The sequence below is a fragment of the Collimonas humicola genome (assembly GCF_018304945.1).
GTDB lineage: Bacteria > Pseudomonadota > Gammaproteobacteria > Burkholderiales > Burkholderiaceae_D > Collimonas > Collimonas humicola.
Map to the genome: position 1 here is coordinate 1 of NZ_JAGQEE010000005.1, position 20,054 is coordinate 20,054.

A 20,054-nucleotide genomic window follows, 5' to 3' on the forward strand; every position below is an offset into this window, starting at 1 on the left:
AAGCCATTGCCCTCCCTCCGGTCGGGTCCCCAAATCCGGCGCGCGCCAGCCGGGTGAGGGGCAAAACTCGCCTTCGGCTCAAACATGCCCCTCACAATTCCCGGCTGGTGCGCGCCGGATTTGGCAACGTCTCCATGCGGAATTCAAAACCAACTTCAAAAACAACCCCAACGTCAAAAGCGACGGCAACGGCAACGTCAAAAGCAACGTCAAAAGCAACGTCAAAAACAACAACACCAGCCATGCTATTTTTTTGCGGCAGGCTGATCTTTGCCTGATTCGAGTTGCGCCCATAGGCGTGCCAGGTAGGGATCTTGGAAGCCTTCTTTGAGCAGGCCTTCCAGGGTGTTGCGCAGGTATTCCTTGGCGGGGCCGTAGAGGCCGCAGGCGTCGCGCAGGTGGGAGACTACGGTTGGGTCCGGCAGGCGGCCGCAGTAGCTGTTGTGGTTGCGGTTCATGACGAATGCCAGGGCTTTGATGCGGGGACCTTGCTTGTCTTTCAGCTGCATCGGCAGCCAGCGCGGCAGGTAGGCGCCGGTCAGCATTTCGCGGCGCCATAGCATTTTCAGTTCGGTTTCTATGCTGACGGCAGGAATGCGGAAGGCGATGCCCTGGCAGGATCCGCCGCGGTCCAGTCCCAGCACCAGGCCGGGATTGTCCCAGGTGCCGCGGTTGATGCGCGAATACAGGTAGAAACCGCGGTGATAGCCGTACAGCTTGGCGGGTACGCGCTCGCTGTGTTCCACCATCGGATTCCAGATCAGCGAACCGTAGCCGAACAGCCAGACGTCGCCGTCGGGATCCGGCAGCGACGCCAGGGCGGCACGCCATGAAGCCTCCAGCGCCGCTTCCGACAGCAGAGCGGAGGCAATCGGGGTGTTATCCAGGATAGTCCGCAGACGATCCTGTTCAAGGTCTTCACGGGTGATGCTCATGCCTACAGGATAAAGCAGATCGGCATTTCGCAACAAGTGCTTTGCTATATCGAAACCAACAGTTGCCGTTGTGGCTGGTTGTTGATAAATCAGCATAGTTCAGGTGCGGAAGTGCGTCGCCGCCAGCGTTGCCAGAGCGTCGCCAGGCGGGTTTCCGCCGGCGCAACCACCAGGCAGGCCGCGCGTTCGGCGCCGCTGGCCTGCAAGCGCACCCAGCCGCTCCGTTGCAGCGTGTGGCATTCGCCCTCGGCGATGACGGTGCAGCCGGCGAGCGTGATGCCGATCAGGCATTCATCTGCTGCCGCAATCAGGATATTGCCCTGCATGGAGACGATCGCCGTGCCGCGGCTGGCATGGAACAGGGTGCTGTTGTCGTGGTTCAGGCTGAGAGTGATATTGCTGGCAGGGCTGTCCATGGCGTTTTCCAGAGTCAAGAAGATGACTCCAGCGTAACTGCCCATGCGGCGCTGAAACAGGCACAGCAATCGGCAGAATGCAACGCAACAGCGAACGCTTTAGTCATCTGTTGCTGTCCATTTTGACTTATTCTGTATCTGTTCCGTTTCCCGCAAATGCACCACACTGGTCTCTCCCGTCATCGCCATGAGCAAGCTTTCCTTGTCACACTCTCCCGCCAGGTCCTCACCCCAGCAACTGCTCTATCGCCAGCTGGCCGAACATTATCTGGCCGCGATCCAGGCCGCTGCGCTGGCGCCGGGCGACCGCATGCCTTCGGTGCGCGAACTGATGCGGCAGCACCAGGTCAGCCTGTCGACCGCCTTGCAGGCGCTGCGCTACCTGGAACAAGGCGGCTGGCTGCAGGCGCGGCCGCGTTCCGGTTATTTCGTGCTGCCGGCACGGCGGCTGGCGCAAGCGGAGGAGGCTGACCTGGCGAGCGCGCCGGCGCTGATGTCGGCCCAGTATGCGGGCATCCACGAGCGGGTATCGGAAGTCATTGCCCGCGGCCGCGCCAGCACCGTCACGCTGGACCTGAGCAGCGCCAGCTGCGCTCCCGAGCTGTACGCGGTGGAAGCCTTGAAAAATGCGGCGATCCGTACTTTGCGCCAACGGCCGCAGGTATTGACCAGCATGATGTCGCACAGTGCCAATCCGGCGTTTCGGCAAATCCTCGCCAAGCGCAGCCTGGCCATCGGCATCCAGCTGGCGCCGGAGGATGTGATCGTCACCCACGGCTGCATCGAGGCGATCAACCTGGCGCTGCGCGCGGTGGCGCAGCCGGGCGACACCATTGCGGTCGAATCGCCCACTTACTACGGCCTGCTGCAGGTGCTGGAAAGCCTGGGCATGCGCGCGCTTGAAATCCCGACCAGCGCGCGTACCGGCATCTCGGTGGACGCGCTGCAGCTGGCGCTGCAGACTTACGGCAATATCAAGGCGGTGGTGGTGGTGCCGAACCTGCAGAATCCGCTCGGCAGCATCATGCCCGATGCACACAAGGAACGTCTGGCAGCGCTGTGCGAGCAGCACGGCATGGCCGTGATCGAGGACGATTCCTATAGCGAGCTGGTGCCGCAGAGCAGTTCGGCGAGCGCCTTGAAGGCCTGGGATCGCAGCGGCAATGTGATTTACTGCGCTTCGCTCAACAAAGTCCTGGCGCCCGGCATGCGGCTGGGATGGATGCTCGGCGGCCGCTGGCAGGCCCGCATCGAGATGCTGAAATTTGCGCATACGCGCGTGAACGAGGAATGGGCGCAGATGGCCGCCGCGGAGTTCATGGCTTCCACCGCTTATGAGCGCCATCTGCGGCGCCTGCGCGAGGCCCTGCGGGTGCAGCGCGCTCGCACCGCGGAGGCGGTCGCCACGCATTTCCCGGCCGGCACCCGCATCAACATGCCGGATGGCGGCGCCCTGCTGTGGGTCGAGCTGCCGCGGAAACTGTCGTCGAAGGCGGTGTTTGAAGCAGCGTTGCGGGAAGGGATACGGATCGCGCCCGGCCTGATGTTTTCCAATTCGCAGCGCTTCGATCATTATCTGCGGCTATGCTGCGGCCAGCCGTTTACGCCGCAGATCGAACGGGGCATCAGGCGGCTGGGGCAAATCGTCGAAGCGCTGCTCGCGGAGCAGCCTGGTTCAACATAAGATGCTTGGGCCTCATGCCGATCCAAGTATTTCCTCAACCTGCCGTGCCTGCGGAATCGGCGCCACCGCGCCGTAGCCGGTGGTCGACAAGGCCGCGCATACATTAGCGTAACGGGCGGCGCGGAAGGGGTCGTCGCCGGCCACGATGCGGGCGATGAAGGCGCCGCCGAAGCAGTCGCCGGCGCCGGTGGCGTCAATCGCTTCGACGCTGAAAGGCGGCACCAGGCGGCGCTCCTTGGCTGTCGCCACATAGCAGCCCTCGGCGCCAAGCTTGAAAGCGATCAGGCCGATGCCGTAAGACAGCAGCTCGTCGACAATCGCGTCGCGCTCGTCGAGGCCGGTGAGGGCGCTGATGTCGTCCCAGCTGGGCAGGCAGATATCGCACAGCGCAAAGGCTGCGCGCATTTTTTCCCGGGCCCGTTCCAGCGGCCACAGTTTCAGCCGCAGGTTGGTGTCCAGCGACGTTTTGACGCCGTGCTTGCGCGCATGCGCCATCGCTGCCAGGCCGGCGTCGCAGGCCGATGCGCTGATCGCCAGGCTGATCCCGGACAGGTGCAGCACCTTGACCGCGGCGATCGCGGCCAGCGGCAACTGCGCGCTGCTGTAGCGGCTGGCGGCAGAACCGGCGCGCAGGTAATCGAAGTGGTGGCCATCACGGTCGTGCGATACAAAATACACGCCGGTGGCCGCACTTGCGTCGCTGGCCACATGGCTGGCGTCGACCTTCTCGTCCTGCCACAGCGCGCGCAGCTTGTCGCCGAAGTGATCATTGCCGAGCGCGCTGATATAACCGCTGCGCGCGCCCTGACGGGCTGCGGCGATGCAGAAATTCGAGGTGTCGCCGCCAAAGCCTTGCAGGTACATGCGGGCATCGTGAACCCGCTGGTTGAATTCCACCATCGCTTCGCCGTAGGCCAGGATATCTAGGGTCATTGCTTTGCTCATTGCCGTGCCGGGGTCAAGATTAAAAGAAAGTCTGGATCACGTCCACGACCTGATGCTGCGGATTGAGCACGGCAATCTGGCGCCATTTGTCAAAGGTCAGGCAGGGATGCGAGATATCGAAACCGAGCATGTCGCCGACCTTGATATCGTCGCCCGCGCTGATCTGCAGATAGGCGTGCTGGTCCATCATGCCGGTCAGCTGCCAGTGCGCCGGCGTCGCTGTCGGCGCCGCATTGCCGGGGCGATATTGCAAGGCCGGCAAAGGCAGGCCGGCATCGAAAGCGGCGTCGCGCTTGCCGAGTGCGATGATGGCCTTGCCGGCTTCCGGAATCGATTGCACATAGGCCCACAACTGAAGAGCCGGCTGCAATTCGCTGCGCATCTTGCGGGCGATAGGATTGCGGGTCTGGATCTGCGCCTGCGCCGCGCGATAGATGCCGACGTCGTGCGTCAGGTAGCAGCCGGGGCGCAGCACAACGTCCAGCGGCAGACCGATATCGGTCTTGGCGAATTCCTCGGCGACCACGTCGTACCAGGCCGAACCGGCGCCGGTCAGGATCACCGGCCGCATGGCACTACCCTCGGCGCGGGCGGCAAAGGCGCCATCTGCGGCCAGCTGTTTGGCGCAGGCGACTGCGTGCTGCAGGAAGGCGCGGATGTCGGCTTCTTCTTTCAGCACGCCTTCATAGACTTCGACCCCGGCCAGCACCAGGCTGTCCGGCCAGCGCGCCAGCGCCGCCAGCACTGCTTCCTGCTGTTGCGGATTGCGGATGCCGGTGCGGCCGCCGTCAGGACCCAGTTCCAGCAGCACGTGCAATTTTTGCCGGCGCGCCTGGAAGAAGGCGCCCAGCTGGTCGACGCCGTCGGCCGAATCGACCAGGCAGCAGAAATCAAATGAAGCATCCTCCAGCAGATCGGCAATAATTGCCATGTTCTGCTTGCCGACCAGCTGGTTGGCCATGATCACGCGCCGCACGCCATGCTGATAGGCGACCCGGGTCTGGTGTGCGGTAGCCAGGGTGATGCCCCAGGCGCCGCCGGCCAGCTGGCGCGCAAACAACTTGGGCGCCATGGTGGTTTTGCCGTGCGGCGCCAGCTTGACGCCGTATTCGCTGACGAACTGCTGCATCCACTGCAGATTGTGGTTCATGCGCTCTTCATACAGCACGGCAGTCGGCAGGCTCAGGTCTTCCCGCAGCAGATTCCAGTTGAGCGCCTTGGCGTCGGCGGCAGTCAGCGCTTGCTGAAATGCGCCCAGTCCCTTGTTCAGGGGATCGATCAGGGCGGCCTCGGCATTGCGTGCGCCCAGATTGTGATTGTTTGTAACATCCATGTTCAAGCCCTTTCGTCATAATTCGTTTGACGTAATCATATCCTTGAATTTACTATATTAGAAGCATGTTACAAAGTAACATAGGATTTTTTTCCGGCAGCAAGCCGATGACCGCTGCGCTGACCGGCTGTTGCTTTAAATGCAAAAATAAGCCGGCTGTACTGGGTCGCCATCGAATCAGATTAGAACATATGAGTCATTCATTCGATATTGTTTCGCGCATCGCCGAGCGCAGCGGCCAGTTGCGGCTGGCTGAGCAAAAAGTGGCGCAGGCGATCCTGGGCGACCTGCCGTTCGCCGCCAGCGCCAGCATCCAGACATTGGCCAGCCAGGCCGGCGTCAGCGAAGCCAGCGTCACCCGTTTCGCCAAAGCTATCGGCTGCCGCGACGTGCGCGAGCTGAAGATGAACCTGGCGCAGGCGGCGGCCATCGGCCAGCGCTTTTTGCGGGTGGAGGACGCGGGCGAGGAAACGCAGCTGCCGCAGATTGTCGACATGGTGTATGCCGACATCCACAAGGTATTGGAAGTGAACCGCAGCCTGCTGAACCAGGAGGTGCTGCTGCAGGCGGCGCAGACGCTGCTGCAGGCGCGCATGATTTACGCCTTTGGCATGGGCGGCGGCTCGACTATGCTGTCAGATGAGGCACGCTACCGGCTGGTGCGGCTGGGGCGCCCGGTAGCCACCTACCACGACGCGCTATTGCAAAAAATGGTGGCGGCCACGCTCGACAAAAGCGATGTGGTGCTGGCCTTGTCCACCACCGGCAACGTCGCCGAGCTGAACGCCAGCTGCAAGGTCGCCAAGGAATACGGCGTGCGCGTGGTGGCGATCACTGCGCTCGGTTCGCCGCTGGCGGCGCTGGCCGACGTGCTGCTGCCGCTGAAGTCGCTGGAAACCGATTTTATTTTCAAGCCTTCGTCATCGCGCTACGCCATGATGATGGCGCTGGATGTGCTGATGACCGAACTGGCGCTGCTGCAGAAGGATCGCAGCCAGGAGTTGCTGCGGCGCCTGAAATTCACGCTGGACACGCATCGCGGCGGCAGCAGCCGCGAGCCGTTGGGAGATTGAGATGAGCAGTGAACTGAACACAGGCAAACAGGCGGCGATACGCGCATGCGATACGCTGATACTCAACGTGGCGGTGATCGACGGCAGCGGCAGCGCGCCGTACGCCGCCGATGTCGCGCTTGACGGCGGCCGCATCGTGCGGATCGACAGCGGCGGCGCCTTGCTCGGCTGGCATGCAGGGCAAGTGATCGACGGCAAGGGCAAAGTGCTGAGCCCCGGCTTCATCGATGTCCACACGCATGACGACACCAATGTGATCCGCACCCCGGCGATGCTGCCCAAGCTGTCGCAGGGCGTGACCACGGTGGTGGTCGGCAACTGCGGCATCAGCGCCGCGCCGGTCAGCCTCAAGGCGGAGCCGCCGGATCCGATGAACCTACTGGGCGAAGCGAGCGCCTTCAGCTATCCCACCTTCGCCTCTTACGTTGCGGCGGTCAACCAGGCGCAGCCGTCCATCAACGTAGCGGCGCTGATCGGCCACACCGCCTTGCGCAGCAACCAGATGGACCGCCTCGACCGCGCCGCCAGCGACAGCGAAATCGCCGCCATGTGCGCGCAGTTGCGCGAAGCGCTGGCACATGGCGCGCTCGGCCTCAGCACCGGCCTGGCCTATGGCAATGCGATCATGGCGCCGACCGCGGAAGTGCTGGCGCTGGCAGAGCCGCTGGCCGAAGCGGGCGCTCTCTACGCTACCCATCTGCGCAGCGAATTCGCCGATATCCTGGAAGCCATGGACGAAGCCTTCCGCATCGGCAAGCACGCACGGGTGCCGGTGGTGATCTCGCACATGAAATGCGCCGGCGTCGAGAACTGGGGCCGCAGCGGCGAAGTGCTGGCGGCGCTGGAACAGGCGCAGCGCTACCAGCCGGTCGGCTGCGACTGCTATCCCTACACCGCCAGTTCGTCCACCCTGGATTTGAAGCAGGTGACCGACACCATCGACATCATGGTGACCTGGTCCGAGCCGGAACCGGCGATGGGCGGCAAGATGCTGGCCGCCATCGCAGCCGAGTGGCAAGTCAGCCTGATGGACGCGGCGCGCCGCCTGCAGCCGGCCGGCGCGGTCTATCACTGCATGACGGACGACGACGTCAACCGCATCCTGAGCCATCCGGCGACGGTGGTCGGTTCCGACGGCTTGCCCAACGATCCCTTGCCGCATCCGCGCCTGTGGGGTGCGTTCCCGCGCGTGCTGGGCCACTACAGCCGTGAGCAGAAGCTGTTCCCCCTGACCGTGGCGATCCGCAAGATGACCGGCCTCTCGGCTGAGCGTTTCGGCTTGAGCGAGCGCGGCCTGGTGCGTGAAGGCTATTGGGCCGACCTGGTCCTGTTCGATCCGGAAACGGTGCGCGATGCCGCAACCTTTGCCGATCCGATGCAACCGGCTGAGGGCATCGAGGCGGTCTGGGTCAACGGCGCCTTGTCTTATCTGGGCGGCGCGGAAAAAGCGCCGACGGCATTGCGGGCGGGGCGCTTCCTGGCGCGGCAAGCTGGGGTCAAGGGAAGTATGTAGAGGTAGGGGCGGGGCGGACTGGCTGCAGAGGCCGGCCGCGGCAAGTTGGATTTTATTTTTTTACAGAGGAATAATCATGACGATCAAACGATACGGTGTTGAAGGTGGTTCTGGAACCGGCGGCCAGCATCTGCCATTCGCCCGCGCGGTGGAAGCCGACGGCTGGCTGTATGTGTCCGGCCAGGTGGCGATGGTGGATGGTGAAGTGATCGACGGCGGCATCGTCGCCCAGTCGCACCAGGCCATCCGGAACGTGCTGGCGATCCTGAAGGAAGCCGGCTACGGTCCGGAACACGTGGTACGCTGCGGCGTCTGGCTCGACGATACGCGCGATTTCCAGTCGTTCAACCGCGTCTTCAAGGAATATTTCGGCGCCAATCCGCCCGCCCGCGCCTGCGTGCAGTCGGCGATGGTGGTCGATTGCAAGGTGGAAGTCGATTGCATCGCCTATAAAAAGTAAGCCGGGTTCAGGCTGCAATGTCTATAGTGCCTGGGCGACCCCGGCTCGTCGGCCACGTCTGGGCGACCCCGTCATCCCCGCGTTTGTAGAGATGCGTATGGCGGTGTAAAAAATAAAGCAAACTTTAGGAGGATTTGATGGAGATGGTTCAGGGAAATCTGTTGCTGCTCTACGCGGTGATTGCAGTGATCGCACTGGTGGTGCTGATCGCCAAGTTCAAGATGAATCCGTTCATCGTACTGATCGTGGTATCGGTGATCTTGGGTCTGGTGGTCGGCATGCCGATGGCCAGCATCGTCAAGTCGTATGAAACCGGAGTCGGCGGGGCGCTGGGACACATCGCGCTGGTGGTCGGCCTGGGCACCATGTTCGGCAAGATGATGGCCGAATCGGGCGGCGCCGAGCGGGTCGCCAATACGCTGATCGGCGTCTTCGGGCCGAAGAGAGTGCACTGGGCCATGATGGTGGTGGCGCTGATCGTCGGTTTGCCGGTGTTCTTTGAAGTCGGTTTCGTGCTGCTGATCCCGATCGCCTTCAACATCGCCAAACGCACCGGGACTTCGATGATCATGGTCGGGATTCCAATGGTTGCCGGCCTGTCCGTGGTGCACGGGCTGATCCCGCCGCATCCGGCCGCGCTGTTCGCCGTAACCGCCTACAACGCCGATATCGGCCGCACCATCATGTATGCGCTGATCGTCGGCGTCCCTACTGCGATCATTGCCGGTCCGCTGTTTGCCAAGCTGATCAGCCGCTTCGTCGTGCCCAATCCTGACAATCCTCTGATTGCGCAATTTGTCGAGGAAGACAAAGGCCGTGAATTGCCAGGTTTCGGCATCACCATTGCCACCATCCTGTTGCCGGTGGCGCTGATGTTGATCGGCAGCTGGGCCGACTTGTTTTTCACGCCCAAGACTTTCGCCAACGATTTCCTGCGCCTGATCGGCAATTCGGTGATCGCACTGTTGATCGCCACGCTGGTGAGTTTTTACACCTTCGGCAAGGCACGCGGCTTTGATCGCGCAGCGATTCTGAAATTCACCACGGAGTGTCTGGCGCCTATCGCCGGGATCACGCTGATTGTCGGCGCCGGCGCGGGTTTCGGCCGGATCCTGATCGACGGCGGGGTGTCCAAGGCGATTGTCGAACTCGCCAATAATGCCCATTTGTCGCCGTTGCTGCTGGGCTGGTTCGTGGCTGCGCTGATCCGCGTGGCCACCGGTTCGGCCACTGTCGCCATGACCACGGCCTGCGGCATCGTCGCGCCTATCGTCACCGCCGGCGGCGTCGCCGTCAGGCCGGAACTGATGGTGCTGGCGACCGGCGCCGGGTCGCTGATCCTGTCGCACGTGAACGACGGCGGCTTCTGGCTGGTCAAGGAATACTTCAACATGACCGTGACGGAAACCTTCAAGACCTGGACCGTGGCCGAGACTATCATTTCGGTGGTGGCCTTGTTGCTGACCTTGGGCCTTGCTACCGTGATCTGATCGATCTCAAGCTAACGGCAACACCGTGAACAGCCTGCAGGATGTGATCCTGCAGGCTGTTTTTCCATGTGCCGAGAGCGCTAGTCACCGAATCGAAGCAGGTTTGCCGGAGTATTCCGCTGCTGTGCATGAATTGATAAATATAGTGAATTCATCCACTATTTAAGATGCGGCACGGCAATATATGTGGATTTTATGGTATTAAGGTAAGCAGCAATTTTGTTGAAAAACCAATGCGCCTGAGCATGCGCTGTTGCAGGGAGCAACAGTCGACTTTGGCGGCAATCGGCAAAAAAGCCCCCTAAAACCACAATATCGATCCAGCCATGAAAATCCTGAGAAAATTTCTGGTCGCGCTTGCCGCGGCCTTTATCGCGCTCACCTGCGCCGCCCAGACGGCCGAAACCCAGGTTGAAATCAAGGCGGCCGTTGCCGCGGCAAACAAGGCCATGGTGGAGGGGCCAAGCAAGATCGAACTGAGCGACCAGGCTACTTTTTCTCTACCCCAAGGTTATGGCTTCATACCGGCTGCCGCCGCGGCGCGCTATCTGCGCGCTGTCGGCAACGTCATTGATGACAAGTCGCTGACCGGCGTCATCGTCCCCACGACTAAAGGCGGCGACTGGTTTGCTACCGTCGAGTTCAAGAAAGAGGGCTATGTGCGCGACGACGATGCCCGCGACTGGAAGGCCGACGGCATGCTGAAGAGTTTGCGCGATGGCACAGAACAGTCGAATGCAAGCCGCAAGGAACGCGGCATCCCCGAGGTTGAAGTAGGCGGCTGGGCGGAAGCGCCAACCTACGATTCGACAACCCATCGTTTGCTCTGGTCCCTGATCGTGCGCGATAAAGGCGCCGTGGCCAATGACCCGCAAACCGGCGTGAACTACCGTACCCTGGCGCTTGGCCGCGACGGTTATCTGACCTTGACCATGGTGACCGGCCTGTCGTCCCTGGCTACGGACAAGCCGATCGCAAACAATCTTCTCGCGGCAATCGACTATCACCAGGGCAAGCGCTACGAAGATTTCTCGGCATCGACCGACCACGTCGCGGAATATGGCCTGGCGGCCCTGGTGGTCGGCGTCGCTGCCAAGAAAATCGGCCTGATTGCGGTGATTGCCGCGTTCGCCGCGAAATTCTTCAAGATCGGCTTGCTGGCTGTGCTTGCCTTCGGCGCCGCCATCAAGCGATTCTTCAAGCGGGAACCGAAACCTGCGCCGCCGCCAGTCAATCCGGTGGATGCCGAAGAGTCGCCGTTTGCGCGACCCCAGTTTCCTCAGGCTGCACCTGACAGCAAGTCTGACCGTCCGGCTGACGCCAGTGATCCGGTCAATCATGCCTGAAGGCGCAGGCCATGACTAAACTGCTATTCCTGCTGCTGGGAGGCCTGAAGCTCGGCAAGGTCCTGACCACCTCCGGCACCATGTTGTTATCAATCGCGGTCTATGCGATGTTCTACGGCTGGCGTTACGCAGCGGGCTTCGTGCTGTTGCTGTTCGTGCATGAAGCCGGCCACTATCTGGCGGCGCAGCGGCGCGGCCTGGCAGTGGGCGCGCCGACCTTCATCCCATTTGTCGGCGCCTGGATCCAGATGAAAGACATGCCGCACGATGCCGAAACAGAAGCCTATGTCGGCCTTGCCGGGCCCCTGGTCGGCACGGCGGGAGCGCTGGTTTGCTATTTTGCCGGACGCCAGTATGACAGCAACCTGCTGCTGGCCTTGTCGTATGCGGGTTTTTTCCTGAACCTGTTCAACATGATCCCGCTGTCGCCGTTTGACGGCGGCCGCATCACTGCCGTGCTGTCGCCGCGCATATGGTTTGCCGGCGTTCCTGTGCTGGTTGCCCTATTCGTCTACCGTCCGACGCCTCTGCTGATCGTGGTGGCGCTTCTCGCCTTGCCGCAACTGAAGCGCGCCTGGAACTATGACGCCAGCAGTCCGGAAAACCAGCAGTACTACGGCATAGAACCCTCAGTGAAGGCAACTTATGCGTTTTACTACCTGGCTTTGCTGACATTCCTGGTGCTGATGACGCATGGCGTGCACGATATGCTGGCGCCGGTTCACAGCAGCTGACTGTAGCCGTTTATTCCCACTTGGGCGGCCTGCCGGCCACGACTGCGCCGCCATCCGGCCACTACGGTGTTGCCTTGCCGATGGTTTGTCATTCTTGCGTCACATTGCGTCCTTACAATCAATAATGTCATATTGGAATCACCGACATTTTTTATTGCAACCTCGCTCACTCTTCCCACCGGACCATGACTTTCCCACTGCTCAACCGCGAACTCGGCGTCCTCGCCTTCAATGAACGCGTCCTGGCGCAAGCCGAGGACCCTGCGGTGCCGCTGCTGGAACGGCTGCGTTTTGTCTGCATCACCAGCAGCAACCTGGATGAATTTTCAGAAATCCGCATGTCCGGCTTGCAGGAGCAGATCCGGGTAGCGGTCGATGGCGTGACGCCGGATGGCATGTCGCTGCAGCACGCCTACAGCACCATCAGCGAGCGTGCGCAGAAGCTGGTGGCACGCCAGTACGCCTTGTTCAATGAGGTCTTGCTGCCGGCGCTGAATGCCGAGGGCATCGCGTTTTACCAGGAATCCGAATGGACCGATGAGCAGACCGCCTGGGCCCACGAATTTTTCAAGACCGAGCTTTTGCCGGTGTTGACGCCGATCGGCCTCGATCCTGCCCATCCCTTTCCGCGGGTGTTGAACAAGAGTTTGAATTTCGCCGTCAAGATGAGCGGCAAAGATGCCTTCGGGCGCGAGACCGAACTGGCCATCGTCCAGGCGCCGCGGGTCTTGCCGCGCCTGGTGCGGATGCCGGAACATCTGTCGCACCATGCCTATGGCTTCGTGCTGCTGAGCAGCTTCATGCAGCGCTTTGTCGGCGAACTGTTTCCGGGCTTGTCGATCGGCGGCTGTTATCAGTTCCGGGTGACCCGCAACAGCGACCTGTTTGTCGATGAGGATGAAGTGACCGATCTGCGCCTGGCGCTGCAGGGCGAACTGCCGACCCGCCAGCTCGGCAATGCGGTGCGCCTGGAAGTGGCCGACGGCACGCCGGCGTCGCTGGTGCAGCGCCTGCTGAACCAGAACGGCCTGGCGCCGGCCGACTGCTACCGGGTCAACGGCGCCGTCAACCTGGTGCGGCTGATGCCGTTGCCCGATCTGGTCGATCGCCCGGACCTGAAATTTGCGCCGCATTCGCCGGTGCTGCCGAAAGCCTTCGTCACCGGCGCTTCGGTGTTCGACATCATCGACCAGAACGATGTCTTGCTGCACCATCCCTATGAAAGCTTCCAGCCGGTGCTGGAGCTGCTGCAGCAGGCGGCGATCGATCCCGATGTGCTGGCCATCAAGCAGACCATTTACCGCACCGGCAACGACTCGCCGCTGATGGGCACGCTGATGCAGGCGGCCAAGAACGGCAAGGAAGTCACGGTGGTGCTGGAACTGATGGCGCGCTTCGACGAAGAAACCAATATCGGCTGGGCCGCCAAGCTGGAGGCAGTCGGCGCCCATGTGGTGTATGGCGTGTTCGGCTACAAGACGCATGCCAAGATGCTGTTGATCGTGCGCCGCAAGCGGCACGCCAAGCACACCAAGCTGAAGCGCTATGTGCATCTCGGCACCGGCAACTATCATCCGAAAACCGCTCGGCTGTACACCGATTTCGGCCTGATGACCAATGACGACAAGATCTGCGAAGACGTGCACAACGTGTTCCAGCAGTTGACCGGTTTCGGCAAGCAGGTGCCGCTCAAGCGCCTGTGGCAGTCGCCGTTCACCTTGCACGCCAATGTGCTGCATGCGATCCAGAAAGAAGTGGATGCGGCCAAGGCTGGCAAGCAGGGTTATATCATCGCCAAGATGAACGCCTTGCTGGAACCGACTGTGATTGAGGCCCTGTACCTGGCTTCCCAGGCCGGGGTCAAGATCCAGCTGTTGATTCGCGGCGTCTGCGCCTTGCAGCCGGGCGTGCCGGGATTATCGGAAAACATCAAGGTGCGTTCGGTCATCGGCCGTTTCCTGGAACATCACCGGGTGTTTTATTTCTACGCCGACGGCGAGGAGCACGTGATGCTGTCAAGCGCCGACTGGATGGACCGGAATCTGTTCCGCCGCATCGAAACCGCGTTCCCGATCCAGGACAGCAAGCTCAAGCGGCGCGTCATCGAAGAGAGCTTGCTGGTGCATCTGCAAGACAATGCCTCGGCCTGGGACATGGATAGCGAAGGCAGCTACCAGCGCGCCAGTCCGGGCGAAGACGCGCCGCTGGTCAGCCAGACCGACCTGCTGTCGCGTTTCTGATTCACGCTTCTCGCTTCTGTGTTCCGCTTCTGTGTTCCGCTTCTGAGTCCTGCTTCTGAGCCCAGATATCAGTTGGATTTGTGCGCCTGCCCGAGCTTGCGCTCAAGCCGGCTCTGCAGGCGTTCAAAGCAGATGCTCAGGCACCAGTAGATTGCGGCGGCTGCCAGGTACAGCGGCAGCGGCCGGAAGGTCACGGCAATCACTTCCTTGGTGGCCAGCATCAGTTCGGTCACGGTGATGACCGAGACCAGCGAAGTATCCTTGATCAGGCTGATCAGGGTATTGCTCATGGATGGCACCGCGATCCTGATCGCTTGCGGAATGATGATATGGCGCAGGGTTTGCCCGTAGTTCAGGCCGAGGCTGTAGCTGGCCGACCACTGGCCGCCGTGCACGCCAAGGATCGCGCCGCGCAAGCTTTCCGAGAGATAGGCGCCGGCGTTCAGGCTGAGCGCCAGGATGCCGGCCGTCAATGGCGAGAAGCTGATGCCTATGCTCGGCAGGCCGTAATAGATCACAAAGATTTGCACCAGCAGCGGCGTGCCGCGCATCAGGCTGACATACACGGTGGCTGGCCATTGCGCCCAGCGCGAGGGCAGGATGCGGGCAATCGCCAGCGGGAAGCCGAGCAGCAGGCCGCCCAGCATCGACGCAACTGCAAATATCAGGGTGTAGCCGACGCCGCGGAACAAAGTGGGCGCTGCCTGCTGCAGCAAATCTAGTAATTCCATAGGCTCTTTGTTCTAGATTTTCTTGCTTAAAAAAACATCCCCGCGGTGGGCGGGGATGTCTGGTTTGAGACAAGTGTAGCGCGAATCGGCTTATTGCGCAGATGGCGCTTTGCTAACATCGAAGCCGAACCATTTGAACGAGACTTGCTTGAAGCTGCCGTCTTTCAGGATCTCGTCGAGCGCCTTGTTCAAAGCCGCTTCAAATTTCGGATTGCCTTTTTGGAAAGGAATGCCGATCTTGTCGATGTCGCCGAAAGTGGCGCCAGCCTTCAAGGGCAGGTTCGAGCTTTTCAGCAGGTAGCCAACCAGCAGGCGGTCGTTCAAGGCGGCGTCGATGCGGCCGCTGGCCAGGTCGGCCAGGTATTCAGGCGAGCCGGGATAGGTTTTGACATCGATGCCCGGCACGGCCTTGGCTTTTTGCTCGAAATTGGTGCCCTGGCCGAGGCCGAGCTTGTAGCCCTTCAGCGATTCCAGGGTCGGGAAACTGCGCTTCTCGTCTTTGCGGACAATCAGCTGGGCGCTGGAAAGGGTGTAGGGCTGCGAAAAGTCGAAGGTTTTCTGGCGCGCTTCGGTAATGCCGACCTGGTTCAGGATGACATCGTATTTGCCGGCGCCCAGGCCTGCCAGGATGCCGCTCCATTCCGTTGTCGTGAATTCCGGCTTGACGCCCAGCTTGGCCGCCAGCAATTTGGCGACGTCGACTTCAAAGCCGCTCAGCTCGCCGCTCTTCTGATCCTTGAAATTGAAGGGCGGGTAGTTGCCTTCCATTGCGACCCTCAAGGTGCCGCGGGATTTGACGGTATCGAGCAGATCTGCTGCGAAGGCGTTCAGCGTGACGCCGGTGATCAGGATTGCCGCTGCAATCTTGCTGAGTCGGGACAGTGTTGTGGCCATTTTTTATCCTTAGGTTGAGGGCACAGACAAGCACAAGGAGGTGTTGCTGGTGACGACTATGTTAAGGGCTTTCCAGGTCAAACGTAAAATGAAGCTTTCTCCATTCTATATGCACTTATTGTCTTTGCATTTTAGATTTTTTTCCGAATTTTTTCAGATGGCAGAAAATCTACTTTCTTAGGGCTTGCCGCTGTTCTTGCGTGCGTTAAGCGCGACAAAAACCAGGTCAGGGCTCTCTGCGCGAGGCCAGTTCGCTGGTCACTGCCGCGAATTGCTCATACAGGCCGGCAAGCTGCGGCTTGCGCTGCTGCAAGGCTTGCAATTGCCGCGCCACGGTCGCCAGGTCGCCGCGCGCAATGGGGCCGGTGAGTGCGGCGGCCGGGCCGAGCCGGAAGGCGTTGGCGGCGCTTTCCGACAAGAGCGGTTCAATCAGCTTGAGCGCCAGTTCCGGCGCGATGCCGGCAGCGGCATACGCTTGCTGGGCGACATCGATCAGGGTCACCAGATAGTTGGACGCAAATACGGCTGCCGCATGGTAAAGGGTTTTTTGTTCGCGCTCGATGGCGACCAGCTGCGCACCGATGGCTTCGAAGGCCGGGCCGAGAATTGCCAGCGCTGCGCTATCGCCTTCGCTGCCGCACCAGGTGCCGGCAAAGCTGTCGGCCACTTGCTGCGGCGAGGCGAAACTGCGGATTGGGTGGATGCTGGCCACTGCTGCGCCAAGCGCGCTGGCGGAGGCAAGTTCGAGCGACGACAGGGCGCCGCTGCAATGAAACACGATGCTGCCAGGCAGCAGCTTGCCGGCGGCTGCAAGAGCGTTGCAGCAGGCGGCGATCTGGTCGTCGCCGGCGGCAATCAGGCAGGCGTCCGCGGGACGCAGATCGTCAAAGGACGAGGCCACCCTGCCTGCGCCGATAAAAGCGCTGGCCTGTTGTGCGCTGGCGGGAGAGCGGTTCAATATGTCGAGCAGGGTAAAAGCCCGCAGATCGCCGCTGCGACGCTGCCACAGCAAACCGAGGCTGCGCCCGAGCTTGCCGCAGCCAATGATGTTCAGCGTTCTGGGGCGTTGCGCAGCGCCGTCCTGGCCGGCGCCTAGTTGCCCAGTTGCTCCAGCGCTTCCTGCTGTTCCAGCCATTCCGCCTCCAGTTGCGTCAGTTCCTTGCTGTAGAACGCCTGATCGGTCAGCAGCGTCGCCAGTTCTTTTTTCTTCTCTTTGTCGTAGATTTCCGGATCGGCCAGGCGGGTGTCGACAGCCGCCTTCTGAGCGCTGCGCTTGGCGATCTGCTCGTCCAGGCGCTTGATGCGCGACTCGATAGGCTTCTTCTGCGCCGCCAGCTTTTGCCGTGCTTCCGCTTCCTGCCGCTTCTGCTCGCGACGGTCGGCGTTGTCGACCACAGGCGCTGCCGGTGCTACCGCGCTGGCGATCTTGGCCTTGCTGCTGGCTTTCGGCAGAGCCGCGTCGGCGGCGCTGTTCTTGGCCGCCAGCTTGGTCTTGAACAGCCAGTCCTTGTAATCGTCGAGGTCACCGTCGAACGGCGCTACCTTGCCGTCAGCGACGATGATGAACTGGTCGGTGGTGGCGCGCAACAGGTGGCGATCATGCGATACAAGCACCAACGTGCCTTCGAACTGCGCCAGCGCCATGGTCAGGGCTTCGCGGGTTTCCAGGTCCAGATGGTTGGTCGGCTCATCCAGCAGCAGCAGGTTAGGGCGCTGCCAGACGATCAGGGCCAGCGCAAGGCGCGCTTTTTCGCCGCCGGAAAACGGCTTGATCGAACTGGTCACCATCGGGCCGTTGAAATTGAAGCTGCCGAGGAAGTTGCGCAGTTCCTGCTCGCGCGTGGTCGGCGCGATCTTGCCCATGTGCCACAGCGGCGATTCGTCGTGGCGCAGCATTTCCACCTGGTGCTGGGCGAAGTAGCCGATCGACAAGCCTTTGCCGAACTGGGCCACGCCGTGCAATGGCTTCAACTCTTCCGCGATGGTCTTGATGAAGGTCGATTTGCCGGCGCCGTTGACGCCCAGCAGGCCGATGCGCTGGCCGATCTGCAGCGAGAAATTGATGCCGGCGACGATCACCTTTTCGGTGACGTCATGGCTGGTTTCGCTTTCAGTGCGATAGCCGGCGCTGACGTCTTCCATCACCAGCAACGGATTCGGCGCGCTCAGCGGCACCCGGAATTCGAACGAGAATTCGGCGGCGGCGCGCAGCGGCGCCAGCTCTTCCATTTTGGCCAGGGCCTTCATCCGGCTCTGGGCCTGGCGCGCCTTGCTGGCCTGGGCCTTGAAGCGGTTGATGAAAGATTCCAGGTGGGCGCGCTGGCGCATCTGCTTTTCCAGGGCGCCGGCGGCCAGTTCCAGCTGCGCCGAGCGCTGGCGCTCGAAGGAAGAATAGTTGCCGGAATAGCGTTTCAGCTTGCGTTCGTCGATATGCACGATCACGTTCACCACGCCGTCGAGAAAATCGCGGTCATGGGAAATGATGATCAAGGTGCCGGCATAGCGCTTGAGCCAGTCTTCCAGCCAGATGATGGCGTCCAGGTCCAAGTGGTTGGTCGGTTCATCAAGCAGCAGCAGGTCGGACGGACACATCAGCGCCTGCGCCAGGTTGAGGCGCATGCGCCAGCCGCCGGAAAAACTGGCCACCGGCTGGTCCATCTGCGACAGCGAGAAGCCGAGGCCGGTCAGCAGCTGCTCGGCGCGCGAGCGCACGGTGTAGGCATCAGCGTCAGCCAGCGCGCTATACAGCTCGCCGATCAGGATGCCGTTCGAGGTGCTTTCCGGTTCGCTTTCCAGGAACGCCAGTTCTTCTTCCAGGCGGCGCAGGGTGACGTCGCCGTCGATCGCGTATTCGATCGCCGGGCGGTCCAGCGCCGGGGTTTCCTGGGCAACGTAGGCCATGCGCCACTTCGACGGAAAATCGATTTCGCCGAGGTCGGCATGCAGCTCCCCGCGCAGCAGTCCAAACAGGCTGGACTTGCCGGCGCCGTTGGCGCCGATCAGGCCGATCTTGTCGCCCGGGTTGAGGGTGACGTCGACATTGTCGAGCAAAGGCTTGACGCCGCGCATCAGGGAAACTTGTTGAAAACGTATCATGTCTACTATCTACTTGCTAAATGAATGGCCATGCATGCGTCAGCGGCATGCCGGTCGTGATGATCGTGCTGATTGTGCTAGGTTCGGCAAGGGCGGTGGACCCTTGCCGGTGATGCTGGATTATGGCAGCTGGTCGGCGGTCAGCAGGAACACCATGTCGTCGCCGGCGCTGGTCGAGACCCAGGTCATTTCCAGGTCCGGGAAGGCCGCTTCGGCGAAGGCGCGCTCGTTGCCGATCTCGACCACCAGGATGCCGTTTGCGGTCAGGCGCTGCTTGGCGCCGGCGACGATCTGGCGCACCAGGTCCATGCCGTCGCTGCCGCCTGCCAGGGCGATCTGCGGTTCGCGCAGGTATTCCTGCGGCAGCTTGCCCATCGAACCGGAGTTCACGTACGGCGGGTTGGTGACGATCAGGTCGTACTTTTTCGGCGGCACGTTGCTGTACAAATCGGATTCGATCAGCGTGATGCGGTCCTGCAGCTCATAGTCGTCGACGTTGCGGCGCGCTACCGCCAGGGCGTCCGCCGAGATATCCGCAGTGTCGACATGGGCTTCGGGGAAGGCATCGGCCAGCATGATCGGCAGGCAGCCGGAGCCGGTGCACAGCTCCAGGATGTTGCTGACCGCCGACGGCTCTTGCAGCCACGGCGAGAAATGGTCGGGAATCAGTTCGGCGATGAAGGAACGCGGCACGATCACGCGCTGGTCGACATAAAACCGGTAGTCGCCCAGCCAGGCCTCGTGGGTGATGTAGGCGGCCGGCAGGCGGTCGACGCTGCGTTTTTCGATGACTTGCAACACCGCTTCGATTTCATGCGGCAGCAGGCGCGCATCGAAGAACGGTTCGATCTTGTCCAGCGGCAGCTTCAGCGTATGCAGGATCAGGTAGGCTGCCTCATCCAGCGCGTTGCTGCTGCCATGGCCGAAGAACAGGCCGGCGGTATTGAAGCGGGTCACTGCATAGCGCAGCAAGTCGCGGATGGAGGTAAAGGATTGTGGTGTCATGGTGCAGATTATAAAGGTAGGGCGGGTGTGCGGCGGCTTGGCCGCCGGGGTCGCGAAAGTGTCAGGCGGATTTTATCGGAAATGCCAGGCCGAATGGGTCTTAGCGAGACAAGAAGCCCGCTAAGGCATTGATTTTGTTGTTATTTGTTCAAATTAGAG

18 protein-coding genes are annotated in these 20,054 nt (G+C 61.6%); 8 read left to right on the forward strand and 10 right to left on the reverse strand.

The window, feature by feature from the left end; genetic code table 11:
- Window positions 1-91: 91 nt before the first annotated feature.
- The 3 genes from KHU30_RS15860 to KHU30_RS15870 form a co-directional block, all read right to left on the reverse strand.
- A complete protein-coding gene (locus tag KHU30_RS15860; protein ID WP_211443609.1) occupies window positions 92-244 on the reverse strand; it encodes a hypothetical protein in 153 nt (50 codons plus the stop codon).
- A 1-nt stretch (window position 245) separates the two neighbouring features.
- Window positions 246-935 carry a gamma-glutamylcyclotransferase gene (locus tag KHU30_RS15865; protein ID WP_230427420.1) on the reverse strand — a complete coding sequence of 230 codons (690 nt, stop codon included), beginning with the start codon at window positions 933-935 and terminating at the stop codon, window positions 246-248.
- 89 nt (window positions 936-1,024) lie between these two features.
- Entirely contained in the window at window positions 1,025-1,369 is a 345-nt protein-coding gene (locus tag KHU30_RS15870; protein WP_211443611.1) for a hypothetical protein, read from the reverse strand.
- Window positions 1,370-1,538: 169 nt separating this feature from the next.
- Between KHU30_RS15870 and KHU30_RS15875 the strand changes: the two genes are divergently transcribed.
- Entirely contained in the window at window positions 1,539-3,035 is a 1,497-nt protein-coding gene (locus tag KHU30_RS15875; protein WP_211443612.1) for an aminotransferase-like domain-containing protein, read from the forward strand.
- Window positions 3,036-3,047: 12 nt separating this feature from the next.
- Here KHU30_RS15875 and KHU30_RS15880 read toward each other — a convergent pair whose 3' ends face one another.
- Together KHU30_RS15880 and KHU30_RS15885 are read right to left on the reverse strand one after the other, a co-directional pair.
- A complete protein-coding gene (locus KHU30_RS15880; RefSeq protein ID WP_211443613.1) occupies window positions 3,048-3,968 on the reverse strand; it encodes a sugar kinase in 921 nt (306 codons plus the stop codon).
- 31 nt (window positions 3,969-3,999) lie between these two features.
- Window positions 4,000-5,313, reverse strand: coding sequence for an amino acid deaminase (locus tag KHU30_RS15885; protein WP_211443614.1), 1,314 nt, complete (start codon window positions 5,311-5,313; stop codon window positions 4,000-4,002).
- Between the two features lie 191 nt (window positions 5,314-5,504).
- Here KHU30_RS15885 and KHU30_RS15890 point away from each other — a divergent pair, with 191 nt between their 5' ends.
- From KHU30_RS15890 to ppk1, 7 genes are all read left to right on the forward strand, one after another.
- On the forward strand, window positions 5,505-6,386 hold the full coding sequence (locus KHU30_RS15890; RefSeq protein ID WP_211443615.1) for a MurR/RpiR family transcriptional regulator: 882 nt from the start codon (window positions 5,505-5,507) through the stop codon (window positions 6,384-6,386).
- 1 nt (window position 6,387) lies between these two features.
- On the forward strand, window positions 6,388-7,899 hold the full coding sequence (locus tag KHU30_RS15895) for an N-acyl-D-amino-acid deacylase family protein (protein WP_211443616.1): 1,512 nt from the start codon (window positions 6,388-6,390) through the stop codon (window positions 7,897-7,899).
- A gap of 76 nt (window positions 7,900-7,975) precedes the next feature.
- On the forward strand, window positions 7,976-8,359 hold the full coding sequence (locus KHU30_RS15900) for a RidA family protein (RefSeq protein ID WP_211443617.1): 384 nt from the start codon (window positions 7,976-7,978) through the stop codon (window positions 8,357-8,359).
- 137 nt (window positions 8,360-8,496) lie between these two features.
- A complete protein-coding gene (locus tag KHU30_RS15905) occupies window positions 8,497-9,849 on the forward strand; it encodes a GntP family permease (RefSeq protein WP_211443618.1) in 1,353 nt (450 codons plus the stop codon).
- Between the two features lie 335 nt (window positions 9,850-10,184).
- Window positions 10,185-11,195, forward strand: coding sequence for a DUF2167 domain-containing protein (locus KHU30_RS15910; protein WP_407928098.1), 1,011 nt, complete (start codon window positions 10,185-10,187; stop codon window positions 11,193-11,195).
- A gap of 11 nt (window positions 11,196-11,206) precedes the next feature.
- The gene (locus KHU30_RS15915; RefSeq protein WP_211443620.1) at window positions 11,207-11,929 is read left to right on the forward strand and encodes a site-2 protease family protein; all 723 of its coding nucleotides are present in this window, start codon (window positions 11,207-11,209) and stop codon (window positions 11,927-11,929) included.
- Window positions 11,930-12,114: 185 nt separating this feature from the next.
- Window positions 12,115-14,169 carry a polyphosphate kinase 1 gene (ppk1, locus tag KHU30_RS15920; protein ID WP_211443621.1) on the forward strand — a complete coding sequence of 685 codons (2,055 nt, stop codon included), beginning with the start codon at window positions 12,115-12,117 and terminating at the stop codon, window positions 14,167-14,169.
- 68 nt (window positions 14,170-14,237) lie between these two features.
- Here ppk1 and KHU30_RS15925 read toward each other — a convergent pair whose 3' ends face one another.
- The 5 genes from KHU30_RS15925 to prmB all read right to left on the reverse strand — a co-directional run bounded on the left by KHU30_RS15925 (window position 14,238) and on the right by prmB (window position 19,895).
- Entirely contained in the window at window positions 14,238-14,900 is a 663-nt protein-coding gene (locus tag KHU30_RS15925; RefSeq protein WP_211443622.1) for an amino acid ABC transporter permease, read from the reverse strand.
- A 90-nt stretch (window positions 14,901-14,990) separates the two neighbouring features.
- Window positions 14,991-15,794, reverse strand: coding sequence for a cystine ABC transporter substrate-binding protein (locus tag KHU30_RS15930; RefSeq protein ID WP_211443623.1), 804 nt, complete (start codon window positions 15,792-15,794; stop codon window positions 14,991-14,993).
- Window positions 15,795-16,020: 226 nt separating this feature from the next.
- Window positions 16,021-16,929: a Rossmann-like and DUF2520 domain-containing protein gene (locus tag KHU30_RS15935; RefSeq protein ID WP_211443624.1), complete on the reverse strand. Its 909-nt coding sequence runs from the start codon at window positions 16,927-16,929 to the stop codon at window positions 16,021-16,023.
- Window positions 16,887-18,890, reverse strand: a complete 2,004-nt coding sequence (locus tag KHU30_RS15940) for an ATP-binding cassette domain-containing protein (RefSeq protein ID WP_211443625.1) — start codon at window positions 18,888-18,890, stop codon at window positions 16,887-16,889. The genes KHU30_RS15935 and KHU30_RS15940 overlap by 43 nt, the downstream gene beginning before the upstream one ends.
- Before the next feature lie 120 nt (window positions 18,891-19,010).
- Complete coding sequence (gene prmB / locus KHU30_RS15945; RefSeq protein ID WP_211443626.1) at window positions 19,011-19,895, reverse strand: 50S ribosomal protein L3 N(5)-glutamine methyltransferase; 885 nt, start codon at window positions 19,893-19,895, stop codon at window positions 19,011-19,013.
- Window positions 19,896-20,054 lie beyond the last annotated feature (159 nt).